Origin of the sequence: Lysobacter sp. cf310 (genome assembly GCF_900114355.1) — a bacterium.
GTDB lineage: Bacteria > Pseudomonadota > Gammaproteobacteria > Xanthomonadales > Xanthomonadaceae > Lysobacter.
In genome coordinates, this window is the sequence record NZ_FOSS01000002.1 from 709,105 (window position 1) to 723,632 (window position 14,528).

Here is a 14,528-nt window from a genome sequence, read left to right on the forward strand (position 1 = left end):
CTTGGCCGAAATCATCGTAGTCACCTCGGGCAAGGGCGGCGTCGGCAAGACCACGACCAGCGCCAGCGTCGCTTGCGGCCTCGCGCGCCGCGGCCACAAGGTCGCCGTGATCGACTTCGACGTCGGTTTGCGCAACCTGGACCTGATCATGGGCTGCGAACGCCGTGTGGTGTACGACTTCGTCAACGTCGTCAACGGCGAAGCGACGCTCAAGCAGTCGCTGATCAAGGACAAGCGTTTCGACAATCTGTTCGTGCTGGCCGCTTCGCAGACCCGCGACAAGGACGCGCTGACCAAGGAAGGCGTGCAGAAGGTGCTCGACGATCTGATCGCCGAGGGCTTCGACTACATCGTCTGCGACTCCCCGGCCGGCATCGAGAAGGGCGCGTTCCTGGCCATGTACTTCGCCGACCAGGCGGTGGTGGTGGTGAACCCGGAAGTGTCCTCGGTGCGCGACTCCGACCGCATCCTCGGCCTGCTCGCGTCCAAGACCCGCCGCGCCGAGAACGGCGAGCGCGTCAAGGAACACCTGCTGCTGACCCGCTACAGCCCCAAGCGCGTGGAAACCGGCGAGATGCTCAGCGTCGGCGACGTCGAGGAAATCCTCGGCCTCAAGACCATCGGCGTGATCCCGGAATCCGGCGACGTGCTCAACGCCTCCAACAAGGGCGAGCCGGTGATCCTGGAAACCGAGTCCGACGCAGCCCAGGCCTACGACGACGCGGTCGCGCGCCTGCTCGGCGACACCCGTCCGATGCGCTTCGTGCAAGTGGAAAAGAAAGGCTTCTTCAGCAAGATCTTCGGAGGTTGAGCATGGGACTGTTCGACTTCCTGCTGGCCAAGAAGCAGACCGCCTCGGTCGCCAAGGACCGCCTGCGCATCATCGTCGCCCACGAGCGCGCCGGTCGCGGCGGCCCGGAGTACCTGCCGATGCTGCAGCGCGAGCTGCTCGAGGTGATCCGCAAGTACGTCAACGTCGACGTCGAGTCGGTCAAGGTGGACCTGGTCAAGGAAGGCGAGCACGACGTGCTCGACATCTCCGTGGCCCTGCCCGACCGGACCAATCCCGCTCAGGCGTGAAGCGGAGCGGCCAGTAACCAGAGATGAGTAGCCAGTAGCGAGCAGCGGCAAAAGCGCTGCGCGCATATCAGTTGCTCGTTACCGGCCGCTCGTTACCCGCTCCATGCTCACCCTGTCCGACATCGACTTCGACGCCGTCGCCGCCCTGCTCGCGCGCTACGGACTGAGCCTGGTGCGGGTGGCCGACGGCGAGCCCATACCGGGCAGCTATTGGGGCGAATGCGAGGCCGGCCTGATCGGCAGCGATGTGTACGCGCGCGCCGACACGCCGGTGCACTCGCTGCTGCACGAGGCCGCGCATCTGATCGTGCTGCCGCCGCCGCGCCGCGCCGCGGTGCACACCGACGCCACCGATTCGGTCGAGGAAGAAGACGCCGTGTGCGTGCTGCAGAGCCTGCTCGGCGAGGCCCTGCCCGGCGTGGGTCGCGAGCGCGTGCTCGCCGACATGGACGCCTGGGGCTATACCTTCCGCCTGGGCTCGGCGCGGGCCTATGTCGAACACGATGCCGACGCGGCCTGGCAATGGCTGCACGAGCGCGGCCTGGCCGACGCCGCCCAGCGGGTCCTGCTGCTGCCGACGTCGTCCCTGACGCCGACCGCCTGATCCCGTCGACTACCGCGGCGCCGCCGCGCAGCGCGCCCGCAGGCGCTGCCCGGCGACGGCCACCGCGGCCGTCGCGCACGCCCTCCGGGCGCACGCATTGGGGCTCGCTACAGCCCCGCATCCGATACCGTCCCTGGCACGGTCGATCCAATGGGTACCCGCTTTGCGCGGCCTGGCGGCCCGCGCACCCGTGCGATCCTTCGCCGCGGCCGCCGTCCTCCGGAGGTTGCCGCCGAGCCTGTAACTCCACACCCACCACCATCGCCGCTGACGTCCCGACGGCTTCCCTAGCCGCCGACGACCGGTCCATCTCCTACCTCGCGCCCGCCGCTCCGCAGAGCGCCGGACGAGCATCCATGGCTCGGCGCGGCCATCCAGGCCGACGCCGTCGAGCATTTGCTACCGCTCCCTAACAACCCCTTTCACGATCCGGGCAACACCGCCGCCCAGCACTCCCGACGCCCTCCCCGGCGTCTTTCAGGTCGGTCTTGCGCGGCGCGAGGCGCGCCTGCGCGAGTTCAGACCTTCCTTGGCGTACCGGGCAACCATCCCCATGGCCATGCAGCACTGCCCTGGAGCGTCACCTTTCCCGCTTCTTCGTCACAAATCAAATGATTTTTTTATGACTGCTGTCGGTTTTAGTCGATGATTCGGGCTTCAACAACCCCGGTTCCACGCACTCGATCTCGCATCGACTTGCGCGCAGTTAACGCCATTACGAAGCATAAAGACCGCCAATTGACGGCATAACGATGGCGGTCTTCACCCCTTCTTCACGCAAATATGAACGCCAGCTGTACGTAACTGGCACGCCTGTTGCCGCTCTGCGTCACCGATTCCGTTAACCGCCGCCCCGCGCCCCACCCGCGCTGCGCGAAACCGCGACCGCGCGCGCCGCGGTTTGCCGCAACCGGGCAAGCCGCCCGCCGCCGCGCGCACAGCGGTCCGGCAAGCACGGGCAAGCCGTCGCGGCGGCACGCGCACCGAGGCGGGCGGGCACGCGGGCTTCGGCCTTTTTGGCCTTGCGCCGCATCGGACAGGCCTCTAGCCTCGGGGCACCCCGCGCCCGGCGCGGTGCATTCGTCCCGGAGAGAACACCCAATGAAGCCCTTACGCGCCCTGCTCGCGCTCAGCATCACCGCCGCCGTGATCGGTGTGGTCGGTTGCAAGAAAGAACCGAGTCCGCCCACCACCGGCACCGCGCCGACCACCGTGCCCCAGGGCGAAACCGCCGATCAGTTCATTGCCCGCGTCAACGCCGAATACAAGGCGATGTACCCGGAGATGAGTTCGGCGCAGTGGCTGTCGAACACCTACATCAACGACGACAGCGCGATGATCGCGGCCAAGAGCAACGAGCGCTGGCTGACCCAGCTCAACAGCTGGATCGAGCAGTCCAAGCGTTTCGAAGGCCAGCCGATGTCGCCCGACACCGCGCGTTCGATCCAACTGCTCAAGCTGCTGACCGCGATGCCGGCGCCGAAGGATCCGGCCAAGCTCGCCGAGCTGACCCGGATCGCGACCAAGATGGACGGCATGTACGGCTCCGGCAAGTACTGCACGGGCGAAGGCGACGCCAAGAACTGCCGCCAGCTCGGCGACCTCGAGGACGTGCTGCGCAGCAGCCGCGACTACGACGCCCAGCTCGACGCCTGGCAGGGCTGGCACACCATCGCCCAGCCGATGCGCAAGGACTACACGCGCTTCGTCGAACTGGTCAACGAAGGCGCGCGCGACATGGGCTACGCCGACACCGGCGAGATGTGGCGCTCGGGCTACGACATGAGCCCGGCCGAGATCGCGGCCGAGACCGACCGCCTGTGGGGCCAGGTCAAGCCGCTGTACGAGCAGCTGCACTGCTACACCCGCACCAAGCTGGAAGCCACCTACGGCGCCGACAAGGGCCACGTCGCCGGCAACATGCTGCCCGCGCATCTGATGGGCAACATGTGGCAGCAGGACTGGGGCAACCTCTGGGACGTGCTGGCGCCGTACAAGAACGCCGGCAGCCTGGACGTCAACGGCGCCCTGGCCGCGCAGTACCAGCAGCAGTTCGACGCCCAGATGGCCAAGAACCCGGACTCGCGCGAGCCCGAGCAGCAGGCCCAGCTGGAGGTCGACGCCCAGCTCGCGACCGCGCGCCAGATGACCGAGCGCGCGCAGGACTTCTACGTCTCGCTGGGCATGCCGAAACTGCCCGAGACCTATTGGAGCAAGACCCAGTTCGTGAAGCCGCGCGACCGCGACGTGGTCTGCCACGCCAGCGCCTGGGACATGAACATGGCCGGCGACGTGCGCACCAAGATGTGCATCAAGCCGAACGAGGAAGACTTCACCACCATCTACCACGAGCTCGGCCACGTCTATTACTACATGGCCTACAACAAGCAGCCGCCGCTGTTCCAGGGCGGCGCGCACGACGGCTTCCACGAGGCCATCGGCGACACCATCGTGCTGGCGATGACGCCCAAGTACCTGCAGTCGATCGGCCTGGTCGGCGATCAGCAGCAGAGCAACGAGGCGCTGATCAACGCGCAGATGCGCATGGCCCTGGCCAAGGTCTCGTTCCTGCCGTTCGGTTTGATGATCGACCGCTGGCGCTGGGGCGTGTTCGACGGCTCGATCAAGCCGGGCGACTACAACAAGGCCTGGTGGGACCTGAAGGCCAAGTACCAGGGCGTGGCCCCGGCGACCGCGCGCGGCGAGGAATTCTTCGACGCTGGCGCCAAGTACCACGTGCCGGGCAACACCCCGTACACGCGCTACTTCCTCTCGCACGTGCTGCAGTTCCAGTTCTACAAGGCGCTGTGCGACGCGTCGGGCTACAAGGGCCCGCTGTACGAGTGCAGCTTCTACGGCAACAAGGAAGCCGGCGCCAAGTTCCAGGCCATGCTGAGCAAGGGCCAAAGCCAGCCCTGGCAGAAGACCCTGAAGGAACTCACCGGCGGCGAGAAGATGGACGCCTCGGCGGTGCTGGAGTACTTCGCCCCGCTGCAGACCTGGCTGAAGCAGCAGAACGAAGGCAAGACCTGCGGCTGGCAGCCCGACGGCAAGATCGCCGCCGCGGCCAAGCCGGCGGCCGGCAAGGGCTGATCGCCGCACGCCATGTTCCTGACGAAGGCCGGCATTCGCCGGCCTTCGTTTTTTCTGCAGGCGTCGCGACGAACCACGCCCTTTCCCGAAGAGGAACCGCCATTCATCGCCCCCTTCGAAAAAAGGGGGCGGGCGCCCCGTACCAATCGATGTCGATCGTTTACTCGCGGCGCCGGGGGATTTGCTGTTGCTGGTGCGAAACCAAAGCCCCCCTCCCCTAGCCCCCCTTTTTCAAAGGGGGGAACGAGGCGACTTCGGAACAGCGCATCTCGCGCCGCCTCACAAAAAGGAACCGCCATTCATCGCCCCCTTCGAAGAAGGGGGCGGGCGCCCCGCACGAATCGATGTCGATCCTTTACTCGCGGCGCCGGGGGATTTGCTGTTGCTCGTGCGAAACCAAAGCCCCCCAGCCCCCTTTTCGAAGGAAGGAAACGAGACGGCTCCGCAACAGATGCAGCGCATCGCGCAGTGCGAGCGCGCATCTCGCCCCGCCCCGCATCGCTTCGTTGTGAGCCTCGTCAAGTTATGCCCGAGCATGCGCTGCTACGGTCGCCGACATGTCGAACCCCACGCCTACGGATAGCCGGGTGGTCTCGCGCTGGACCCTGCCCTTGCTGATCGCCGCGCTCGCGCTGGCCAGCGCGCTGGTGGTCGCGCTGGGCTGGCAATTGCATCAAGCGCGCGAGAATCAGCGCTGGCTGGCGCAGCGCGCAACCCAGCCCTACATCGGCATGTACGTGCCGCGCATCGCGATGACCTCGCTGGACGGCGCCGGCCGCACGCTGGGCCAGCCCGAGGGCGACTACCAGGTGCTGTATTTCTTCACCACCGGCTGCCCGCACTGCCGCGCCTCGGCGCCGTTGGTGAAGGCCATCGCCGGCCAGCTCGACGCCGCCTCGGGCGGACGCGCCGAGATGATCGGCATCGCCCTGGACCCGCCCGCCGCCGCGGGCGCCTACGCGCGCGAGCACGGTTTCGGATTTCCGGTGATCGCCACCCAGGACCGACGCAGCGCGATGCTGTTCCGCGCGCGCAACGTGCCCCTGCTGCTGGTGATCGGCCACGACGGCCGCGTGCGCTATGCGCGCGTGGGCGCGATCAATACCAAGGAAGGCGTCAACGGCGTACTGACCGCGGTGCGGCGCAAGGAGGCGTCGGCGGCGGGCCCCACCACCAAGGAGAGTTGAGATGAAGCATCGGACACGCAGTGTGCGCATCGCCCTGGCTGCCTTGCTGTTCTCCACCGCGATGAGCTTCGGCGCATTCCAGGTCGTCGCCGGCGACGGCAGCGGCGTACAAGCCGAAAACGAAGCCTGCAGCGCCTGGGCCTGTCGCCAGGAATGCCAGGGCTTCGGCGGCGACCTCGGTCCCGGCGGTCCGGGCCAGCCCTTGCAGTGCTATTGCTGCGGCTGAGCCCCGCTCCGGCACCATCGCAGTCCAGGACCGGCCGGCGGAGCGATCCGCCGGCCGGTCGCGTTGGCGCGCCCCTTTGCGGAGCGCACGCGCGCGGCGCAATACTGCGGCCATGAGCCCGCGCCCCGCCCCGACCGCCGAACTGGCGCCGCAGCCGCTGCAGCACGCCACCGCGCTGCCCGCGCGCTACTACACCGAGCCGACGATGGCGGCGCTGGACCGGCGCCTGATCTTCGACCCCGGCTGGCAACTGGTCGCGCACCTGTGCCAGTTGCGCCAGCCCGGCGATCACGTCGTCGCCGACCTGGCCGGCTTGCCGGCGATCGCGGTGCACGGCGAGGACGGCGAGATCCGCGTGCTGCACAACGTCTGCCGCCATCGCGCGGGACCGATCGCGAGCTGCGACGGCCTGGCCGCGCGTTCGCTGCGCTGCCGCTACCACGGCTGGACCTACGGCCTGGACGGAGTGCTGCGCTCGGCCCCGGAAATGGGCCAGACCCCGGACTTCGCGGTGGCCGACGTGCGTCTGCCGCAACTGCGCGTGCGGATCTGGCAGGGCATGGTGTTCGCCTGCGTGGCCGAGCCGGCCATGAGCTTCGACGAGCTGGTGCGCGACATCGACGAACGCATCGGCGGCGAGCGCGGATTGGCCGACTACGGCCACCATCACCGGGTGAGCTACGACGTGGCCTGCAACTGGAAGGTCTATGTCGACAATTACCTGGAGGGCTACCACGTCCCGCACATCCACCCCGGCCTCAACCGCCTGCTCGACTACCGCAGCTACGTCACCGAGACCGCGCGCTGGTACTCCTACCAATGGAGCCCGTTGGAAAGCGGCGACGGCCTCTACGGCGACGGCGACGCGCTGTACTACTGGCTGTGGCCGAACACCATGCTCAACATCCTGCCCGGGCGCCTGCAGACCAATCGGGTGGTGCCGGTGGGCGTCGACCGCTGCCGGGTGGTGTTCGATTTCTACTACCGCCTGGACGACTCGGGCGAGGCGCGCGCGCGTCGCGACGCCGACCTCGCCTTCAGCGACGAAGTGCAGCTGGAGGATCTGACCATCTGCGAGGATGTGCAGCGCGGGTTGGCCTCGGGCTCCTACGTGCCCGGCCGCCTGAATCCGCTGCGCGAGAACGCGGTCCACCATTTCCAGGAACTGCTGCGCGCGACCTACCGCGACGCCAGGGCGCCGGACGGCGCGTGAGCGCGAACGGCCGACCGCTGGGGCTGTGGTCGGCCACCGCGCTGGTCGTCGGCAGCATGATCGGCAGCGGCGTGTTCCTGCTGCCGTCGGCGCTGGCGCCCTACGGCGGCGCGACCCTGATCGGTTGGGCCGTGACGCTGTTCGGCGCGCTGCTGCTGGCGCTGACCTTCGCGCGTCTGTCGGCGCGCTGGCCGCACAGCGGCGGGCCCTACGTGTACGCGCGCCAGGCCTTCGGCGATACGCCGGGTTTCGTGATCGCGTGGAGCTACTGGATCTCGATCTGGTGCGCCAACGCCGCGATCGCGGTGGCCTTCGCCGGCAGCCTGGGCGCGGTGTTCCCGGCCGCCACCGCCACGCCCGCGCGCGCGGCCGCCTGCGCGCTGGCGGCGCTGTGGCTGTGCAGCGCGGTCAATCTGGCCGGCATCCGCGAGGCCGGACGCATGCAGTTGCTGACCACCGCCTTGAAGCTGCTGCCGCTGCTGCTGTTCGGCGGCGTCGCGCTGTGGTTCGCCGACAGCCAGGCGAGCGTGCCCTTCAATCCCAGCGGCGAGTCGCTGCCGCAGGTCGCGCATGCGACCGCGGCGCTGAGCCTGTGGGCCTTCCTCGGACTGGAAGCGGCGACCGTGCCGGCCGGCGCAGTGCGCGACGCCGCGCGCACGGTGCCGCGTGCGACCGTGTTCGGCACCCTGATCGCGGGCGTGGCGACCATCCTGGCCTGCACCGCGGTGCTGGGCGTGCTGCCGGCCGCGACCCTGCAGACCTCGCAGGCGCCGATGGCCGACGCCGCGCGCGCCTTGTGGGGCGCGCCGGCCGGCATCGCACTGGCCGTGGTGGCCGCGGTGTCCTGCTTCGGCGCGCTCAACGGCTGGGTGCTGCTGTCGGCGCAGCTGCCGCTGGCGGCGGCGCGCGACGGTTTGTTCCCGCAGGTGTTCGCACGCGTGGACGCGCGCGGCACGCCGGTGGCGGGCGTGCTGATCGGCAGCGCCCTGGCCTCGGCCCTAGTATTGTCGAACTACAGCCGCTCGCTGGTGCAGCTGTTCACTTTCTCGATCCTGCTGTCGACCGCGGCGACCTTGCTGCCCTACGTGGTCGGCAGCGCGGCCTGGGCCCTGCGCGGGCAAGGCCCTGTCAGTCGCGCGATCGCCGCGGCGGCCTTGCTCTACAGCCTGTACGCCTTGTTCGGCATCGGCGCGCAGCCCCTGCTATGGGGCGCCGTGCTGGTCGTCGCCGGCTTGCCGCTGCATTACCTGCTGCGGCGCGCTCAGCGCGACGGCGCGGGCGGATAGACCCAGATCGCGAAGAACGCCGACAGGTCGCGGCCGCTGACGCGCTCCATCGAGCGCTCGAAGTCCTGGCTGGTCACAGCGGCGCCGCGGTGGCCGCGGGTGTACTCGCGCAGGCCGTTCCAGAAGGCGACCTCGCCGAGCTCCTCGCGCAGCAGGTGCAGCACGTAGGCGCCCTTCTGGTAAACCACCGCGCGGTCGTCGGCGCTGGGCTTGTCCCAGTCCGGGAACACCAGCGGCTTGTCCTTGCCGGCCTCCTTGAGCTTCTCGTAGCGGCGGCGCCAGCCGTCGACCTGCTTGAGGTATTCCTCGCGGCCGAAGCGCTGCTCCATATAGCTGGCGGCGAGGAAATTGGCGAAGCCCTCGTTGAGCCAGAAATGGGTCCAGTCGCGGCAGGTGACCAGGTTGCCCCACCACTGGTGCGCGGCCTCGTGCGCGATCAGCGATTCGTCGCGACGGTCGCCGAGCACGCCGCGGCCGTAGTCCTCCGACAGCAGCGAGAAGCCCGCGTGCTCCTGGCCGATGGTGCGCGCGACCAGGGCCTGGGTGTAGACCCCGCCCGGATACGGCACGCCGGCGCGGCGCTCGAAGTAACGCAGCATGTCGCCGCTGTCGGCGAAGATCCGGCGCAGTTCGTTCTGGCTGTAACCCGCGCCCAGGTAGCGCAGGCGCACCTTGCTGCCGCGGTCGCTGGCCTCCTCGAACGGGCCGGCGGCGAAACCGTAGGTGTAGGCCGGCATCGGCACGGTCTGGCGCCAGCGATGCAGTTCGGTGCCGTTGCCCAGGCTGCGGCGGCCGACCAGGTAGCCGTTGCCGACCGCCTTCAGGCCGGTCGGCAACACCACGCTGAGATCCAGACTGGCGCGCTCGTCGGGCGCGTCGATGCCGACCAGCCACTGCGCGGTCGAGAACAGGGTGTAGATCTGGCGGCGCTCGGGATGGAACTGCAGGCCGAACTTGGGGCTGCCGTGGTAGTTGATCGTGACCTCGCGCAGCTGGCCGCGCAGCGCCGGTCGCGACAGCCGGATCTTGAGCACGCGCCCGGTCTGGTCGAACGACAGCGAACGCTCGCCCTCGCGCACCCGGTCGATGTCCAGCCCGTCGCGGTCGAGCACGATCAGGTCGGTGGAGTCGACGCTGGCGACGAAGCGCACCGAGACCTCGCCCTTGACGCTGCGGGTCTTGAGATCGGGTTCGATGCGGGCGACGTAATGGCGGATGTCGATGTCGCGCGCCAGGGCCGGGGTCGCCCCTGCCAACGCCCAGGCCAAGGCCCAGCCGATCCGCCCTGCCCAACGTCGGCGCAGGCGCGCCGCCGCGTTTCTATCCTTGACCACTGCCATGCCGTTCCGTGATGCCGCCCTTATCCGGGCGAAGTCTAGCGTCACCGGGCGCGGCCCGTTTGAACGCGTCCGTACCGGCGCCTGGGCCCCGGCTCATACCGGCGGCGCGTCCGCCACGGTCGCGCGCACCGCCGCGACCAGCCGACGCAGGTCGGCCTCGCCCTCGGGCGCGGGCAGGTACACCACCGCGGCCATGGCGCGGCGCAGATCGCCCACGCCCGGCGCGGCGTCGCCGGGCACCGGGTACAGGCTGGACGCGCCGCGGGTGGCGTCGAAGCCGCGCTCGAGCAGGCCGGCGAGCAAGCGCGGCGGGTCCTCGCTGAGCACCGGCAGCACCCAATGGCCGGAGCCGGCCACGGCGCGACCCGGGCGCGCCAGCGGCAGCGCCGACAGCAGGCGCTCGCCGCGTTGCGCGCGCGCACTGGCGCGCGCCGGCGGATAAGCGCGCAGGCGCCGCAGCAGCAAGCGCGACTGCGCCGCGCACGGCCGCTGGCGGATGCGCTGGAACAGATCGCCGCCGGCGAAGCCGCGCACCGAACGATTGATCAGGGCGTCGTGGTCGACGCCGAACACGCGGCAGGCGCGGCAGAACACGCTGTAGACGGCGCGCGCGGTCAGCGCCTTGAGCAGCGCGTACTTGCCGACCCGCTGCGCGAACGCGCGCGTCGCCTGCGGCGGCAGGCACGCCTGCGCCGCGCGCACGCGCTCGCGCAGGTCCGGATCGGCGAAACGCAGCACCGCGCCGCCGAGCGCGGTCGCGGTCTTGATCGGGCCGAAACTGAGCAGGCTGACGTCGCAGCCCGGTTCGCCGAACCAGCCGTCGCCGGTGTAGGCCTGGGCGCCGTCCTCCACCAGCAGCAGCCCATTGCGGCGCGCGAACGCCAGCGCCGCCTGCAGCGGCATGCGGCTGCCGAACAGATGCGCAACCAGCAGCATGCGGCTGCGCGGGGTCAGGGCCGCGGCCAGCGCGCGTTCGTCCAGGCTCAGACTGTCGGCGTCCACGTCCACCGGCACCGCGCGCAGGCCGTGCTGTTCGATCACCGCGATCATGTCGCGGATGGTCACCGCCGACACCAGCACCTCGCTGCCCGGCGGCAGTTGCAGGGTCGCGAGCAGGCGGTCGAAGCCGCTGCGCACCGACAGGCTGACCAGGCTGCGGCGGCCGTCGGCGGCCAGCGCGTCGGCGCCGGCTTCGGCCGCGGCCTGGGCGCGTTCGCGATCGCCGCCCCGCAGGGCATAGGCCGCCGCGTGGACGAGATCGCGCCAGCCGATGTCGGGACGTTGCCGCGGCAGCATCGTGCGCGCTTGGCGCTACAGCGTTTCGGGCGGTTCGATCACCGGCGCGTCCGCGCTCGGCGGCGCCTGCCGCGAGCGCGCCGATTCCCAGCGCCAGAACGCCCAACCCACCACCACGAACACCAGGCCGGCGATCGCCAGCGCGGCGCCGCTGCCGCTGACCAGCGGCGACAGCACGCCCGCGATCAGGGCGTTGAGGACCAGGCCGGTGAAGGCCTGCAGCGAGGACGCCGAGCCGCGCTGGCGCGGGTACATGTCCAGGATCGCCAGGGTCACGATCGGAAACACCAGGGCCACGCCGAACGAGCACAGCGAAATCGGGATCACCGCCCACGGCACCTGCGGGGTGGCGTCGAACAGGTTGTAGGCCACGTTCAGCGCCATCGCCAGAATCGTGCAGGCGAACCCGATCCGCACCATGCGCTGGCCGCCGACCTTGCCGGCGGTGCGCCCGGAGACGAAGGCGCCGATCACCATGCCGCCGATCATCGGCACGAAGAACCACGCGAACGAGCGCTCGTTGAGCCGCAGCAGGTCCAGCACGAACGCCGGCGCCGAGGAGATGTACAGGAACAGCGCGCCGAAGTTGAAGGCGCTGGCCGCGGTCAGGCGCTGGAAGCGCGGGTTGATGAAGATCGCCACGTAGTCGCGCAGCAGCCGGCGCGGCACCAGCGGCAGGCGCGAGGCCGGCGGGTGGGTCTCCGGCAGCACGCGCAGGGTCGCGATCAGCAACAGCACCGAGAACGCGACCAGGAACCAGAAGATCGCCGGCCAATGGCTCCAGCCCAGGATCCAGCCGCCGATGATGGGCGCGATCGCCGGGGCGATGCCGAAGATCATCGAGACGTGGCTCATCAGGCGCTGGGCGTCGTCGCCCTGCAGCACGTCGCGGATCACCGCGCGGCCGACGATCAGGCCGACGCCGGCCGACAGGCCCTGGATGGCGCGGAAGATCAGCAGGGTGCTCAGGTCGCGCGACAGCGCGCAGCCCACCGAGGCCAGGGTGAACACGAACAGCCCGCCGATGATCACGCGCCGGCGCCCGATCGCGTCGGAGAGCGGGCCGTGCACGATGCTCATCAGCGCGTAGGCGATCAGATAGACGCTGATGGTCTGCTGCATCGCCAGCTTGTCGGCGCCCAGTTCGGCGCCCATCGCCGGAAACGCCGGAAAGATGGTGTCGATCGAGAACGGCCCGAACATCGCCAGGCCGGCCAACAGCGGAGCGAGGTAACGCGCGGGTTTGGCGCCCGCTCGCGATGTCGCAGGTTCGGACATCAGGGCGCGGCCACCGCGCCGGCGTCCGGCGGGCCCTTGAGTTCGACCAGGTTGCCCTCGGGATCGAACAGATACTGCGACGGGCCCTCGCCTTCGGCGCCGTAGCGCGAACCGAAGTCGCCGATGCGCACCGCATGCGCGTTCAAGTGGGCGACGATGGCCTGGCGATCGAACGGATCGGCGCGCAGGCACAGATGATCCATGTTGCGGCCCTCCACGCCCGGCGCGGCGCCGCCCATGCGGCCGAGCTTGCCGTCGATGCCGACCAGGTCGATCAGCGACTGGCCGGCGCGCAGCTGGATCAGGCCGATTTCGTCCTGGCGGCGCTCCACCGAGCAGCCCAGCACTTCGCAGTAGAACGCGACCATGGCCTCGGGATCGCGCACCCGCAACACCACGTGATCGAGTTGCAGCAACTGGAACGGGGGTGCGCTCATGCGATGGATCCGCGGCGTCGTGAGGATCGCGACAGCATACAACCGCGTCGTCGCGACGGCGTCATGCGCGACTGTCCCGATCGGTCGTTTCGGCGTGGCGATCGCGCCATGCGTTCAAGACGCCGGCGCGACCGCGGGCGTTGCCGCCGGCGGAGGCGTTGCGACAGGAGCCGCCGGCGTCCGCGCGGGCGCCGCATCGCCCTTGCGCAAGCGCGGCAGCGCCTGCAGGCGGCCCACGCTCTCGATCGGCAGCGCTTCAGCGCGGCGCGTATCGGGCCACCAGAGAAACACGTAGGCGCTGCTGGTGCCGAGCAGGCGCGCCTGCCCCGGCAGCGGCGCGGCGTCGCCGGCCAGGCTCACGCGCACGGCGTGGCCGGCGGCTTGATCGCGGATCCGATGGGCCTTGGCCATCACGTAGGAGCAGGTGGCCAAGGCCATGCCCATGAACACCACCATCGCGATGCCGGTCTCCGGCTTCAACCGCAGCAAGGTCCAGCGGAACCAGTCCGACTCCGGAAACACGAACGGCCCCCACCAGCGCCGCTGCAGTTCGCGCACCCGGCGCGGGTGTTGCTTGCGGTAGATCTCCGGCCAGCTGATCAGCCACGACATCGTTACCGACATCGCCAGCACCAGCGCGTAGCCCGGATCGCGCAGGCCGGCGACCAGGTAGTCGCTGGCCTGCATGTATTCCAGGATCGGCACATCGAACTGGCGGTAGAACCAGTAGTTCGCCCACAGCCCGATCATCGACACCAGCAGGTAGCCGGCGCTCAGGCCCAGACTGGGCTCGCGCAGCATGCGTCGCCAGGCGCGTACCGCCCAGGCTTCGCGCGCCAGGCGCGCGGCCTCGGCGGCCTCGGCCGACAGCGGCGGCCGCGCGGTTTGGGCTGGCGCCCCGGTCGCGGTGGTGCCGTCGCCGTTGCCGGCGCGACGACGTCTGCGCTTGCCTCGCGGCGCGGTCGGCGCACCCGAACCGTCGCTCATCGAGCGCGACCCGGGCGTGGTGGGCTGGCGGCCGGACTATCCCCCTGGATCCCTACGACCTGGCATGGCTGCATAGACGATCGACGGCCCACGAACGACGGAGCCCCATGGTACGGCGGATCGCCGCAAACTGAACCGGCCGCCCCCTGACCCGGCGCCGCCATCGGGCTATAATCCCAGGCTTGAAACACGCGGTGGGAGAAGCCGGCCGGCCCCGCAAGGGAACGACCGCTGCCGAAGGCGCAACGCCCGTAATCGCTCAGGCCCCATACCGCCGCGTGTACAAACTCTGGAGAGACCGACCGCCCGGATCATCGGACGGAACCGGCGCCGAAGGGGCACGAAGCGAGCCGTACAGGAGCGATCCTCCAGGATCCCCCTCCCCCCAGCTGCCTGTGCGCAGCTGCGCTTCCAAACTCTCAGGCAAAAGGACAGAGGGGCGAGCGGGGCTTTCGAGCAGCGTTGCTGCGAGCCCGCGAGCGCACGTTGGCCGCGAGGCCA

The 14,528-nt window shown here is 69.8% G+C and carries 13 protein-coding genes and 1 riboswitch; of the genes, 8 read left to right on the top strand and 5 right to left on the bottom strand.

Features of this window, described 5'->3' with window-relative positions; genetic code table 11:
• The first annotated feature begins 1 nt into the window (after position 1).
• From minD to BMZ45_RS09915, 8 genes are all read left to right on the top strand, one after another.
• Complete coding sequence (gene minD, locus BMZ45_RS09880; RefSeq protein ID WP_055901526.1) at positions 2–811, top strand: septum site-determining protein MinD; 810 nt, start codon at positions 2–4, stop codon at positions 809–811.
• 2 nt (positions 812–813) lie between these two features.
• Positions 814–1,080, top strand: coding sequence for a cell division topological specificity factor MinE (gene minE / locus BMZ45_RS09885; protein ID WP_056173045.1), 267 nt, complete (start codon positions 814–816; stop codon positions 1,078–1,080).
• Positions 1,081–1,183: 103 nt separating this feature from the next.
• A complete protein-coding gene (locus BMZ45_RS09890; protein ID WP_091635679.1) occupies positions 1,184–1,684 on the top strand; it encodes a hypothetical protein in 501 nt (166 codons plus the stop codon).
• A 1,101-nt stretch (positions 1,685–2,785) separates the two neighbouring features.
• Positions 2,786–4,777: a M2 family metallopeptidase gene (locus BMZ45_RS09895; RefSeq protein WP_091635681.1), complete on the top strand. Its 1,992-nt coding sequence runs from the start codon at positions 2,786–2,788 to the stop codon at positions 4,775–4,777.
• Positions 4,778–5,334: 557 nt separating this feature from the next.
• Complete coding sequence (locus tag BMZ45_RS09900; protein WP_091635684.1) at positions 5,335–5,964, top strand: peroxiredoxin family protein; 630 nt, start codon at positions 5,335–5,337, stop codon at positions 5,962–5,964.
• A 1-nt stretch (position 5,965) separates the two neighbouring features.
• Entirely contained in the window at positions 5,966–6,190 is a 225-nt protein-coding gene (locus BMZ45_RS09905; protein WP_056173035.1) for a hypothetical protein, read from the top strand.
• A gap of 112 nt (positions 6,191–6,302) precedes the next feature.
• Positions 6,303–7,403, top strand: coding sequence for an aromatic ring-hydroxylating oxygenase subunit alpha (locus tag BMZ45_RS09910; RefSeq protein ID WP_091635686.1), 1,101 nt, complete (start codon positions 6,303–6,305; stop codon positions 7,401–7,403).
• A complete protein-coding gene (locus BMZ45_RS09915) occupies positions 7,400–8,689 on the top strand; it encodes an amino acid permease (RefSeq protein WP_091635689.1) in 1,290 nt (429 codons plus the stop codon). Before BMZ45_RS09910 ends, BMZ45_RS09915 begins: the two co-directional genes overlap by 4 nt.
• On the opposite strand, the gene BMZ45_RS09920 is transcribed toward BMZ45_RS09915, so the two are convergent.
• From BMZ45_RS09920 to BMZ45_RS09940, 5 genes are all read right to left on the bottom strand, one after another.
• Positions 8,665–10,029 carry a M1 family metallopeptidase gene (locus BMZ45_RS09920; RefSeq protein WP_091635692.1) on the bottom strand — a complete coding sequence of 455 codons (1,365 nt, stop codon included), beginning with the start codon at positions 10,027–10,029 and terminating at the stop codon, positions 8,665–8,667. The two genes, BMZ45_RS09915 and BMZ45_RS09920, sit on opposite strands and share 25 nt — an antisense overlap.
• A gap of 93 nt (positions 10,030–10,122) precedes the next feature.
• Positions 10,123–11,325 carry a DegT/DnrJ/EryC1/StrS family aminotransferase gene (locus tag BMZ45_RS09925; RefSeq protein ID WP_091635694.1) on the bottom strand — a complete coding sequence of 401 codons (1,203 nt, stop codon included), beginning with the start codon at positions 11,323–11,325 and terminating at the stop codon, positions 10,123–10,125.
• 15 nt (positions 11,326–11,340) lie between these two features.
• Positions 11,341–12,603: a multidrug effflux MFS transporter gene (locus tag BMZ45_RS09930; RefSeq protein ID WP_091635697.1), complete on the bottom strand. Its 1,263-nt coding sequence runs from the start codon at positions 12,601–12,603 to the stop codon at positions 11,341–11,343.
• The gene (locus tag BMZ45_RS09935; protein ID WP_091635700.1) at positions 12,603–13,040 is read right to left on the bottom strand and encodes a VOC family protein; all 438 of its coding nucleotides are present in this window, start codon (positions 13,038–13,040) and stop codon (positions 12,603–12,605) included. The genes BMZ45_RS09930 and BMZ45_RS09935 overlap by 1 nt, the downstream gene beginning before the upstream one ends.
• 114 nt (positions 13,041–13,154) lie before the next feature.
• Complete coding sequence (locus tag BMZ45_RS09940; RefSeq protein WP_091635703.1) at positions 13,155–14,027, bottom strand: hypothetical protein; 873 nt, start codon at positions 14,025–14,027, stop codon at positions 13,155–13,157.
• 279 nt (positions 14,028–14,306) lie between these two features.
• Positions 14,307–14,472, top strand: a riboswitch (glycine riboswitch).
• Positions 14,473–14,528: the final 56 nt, after the last annotated feature.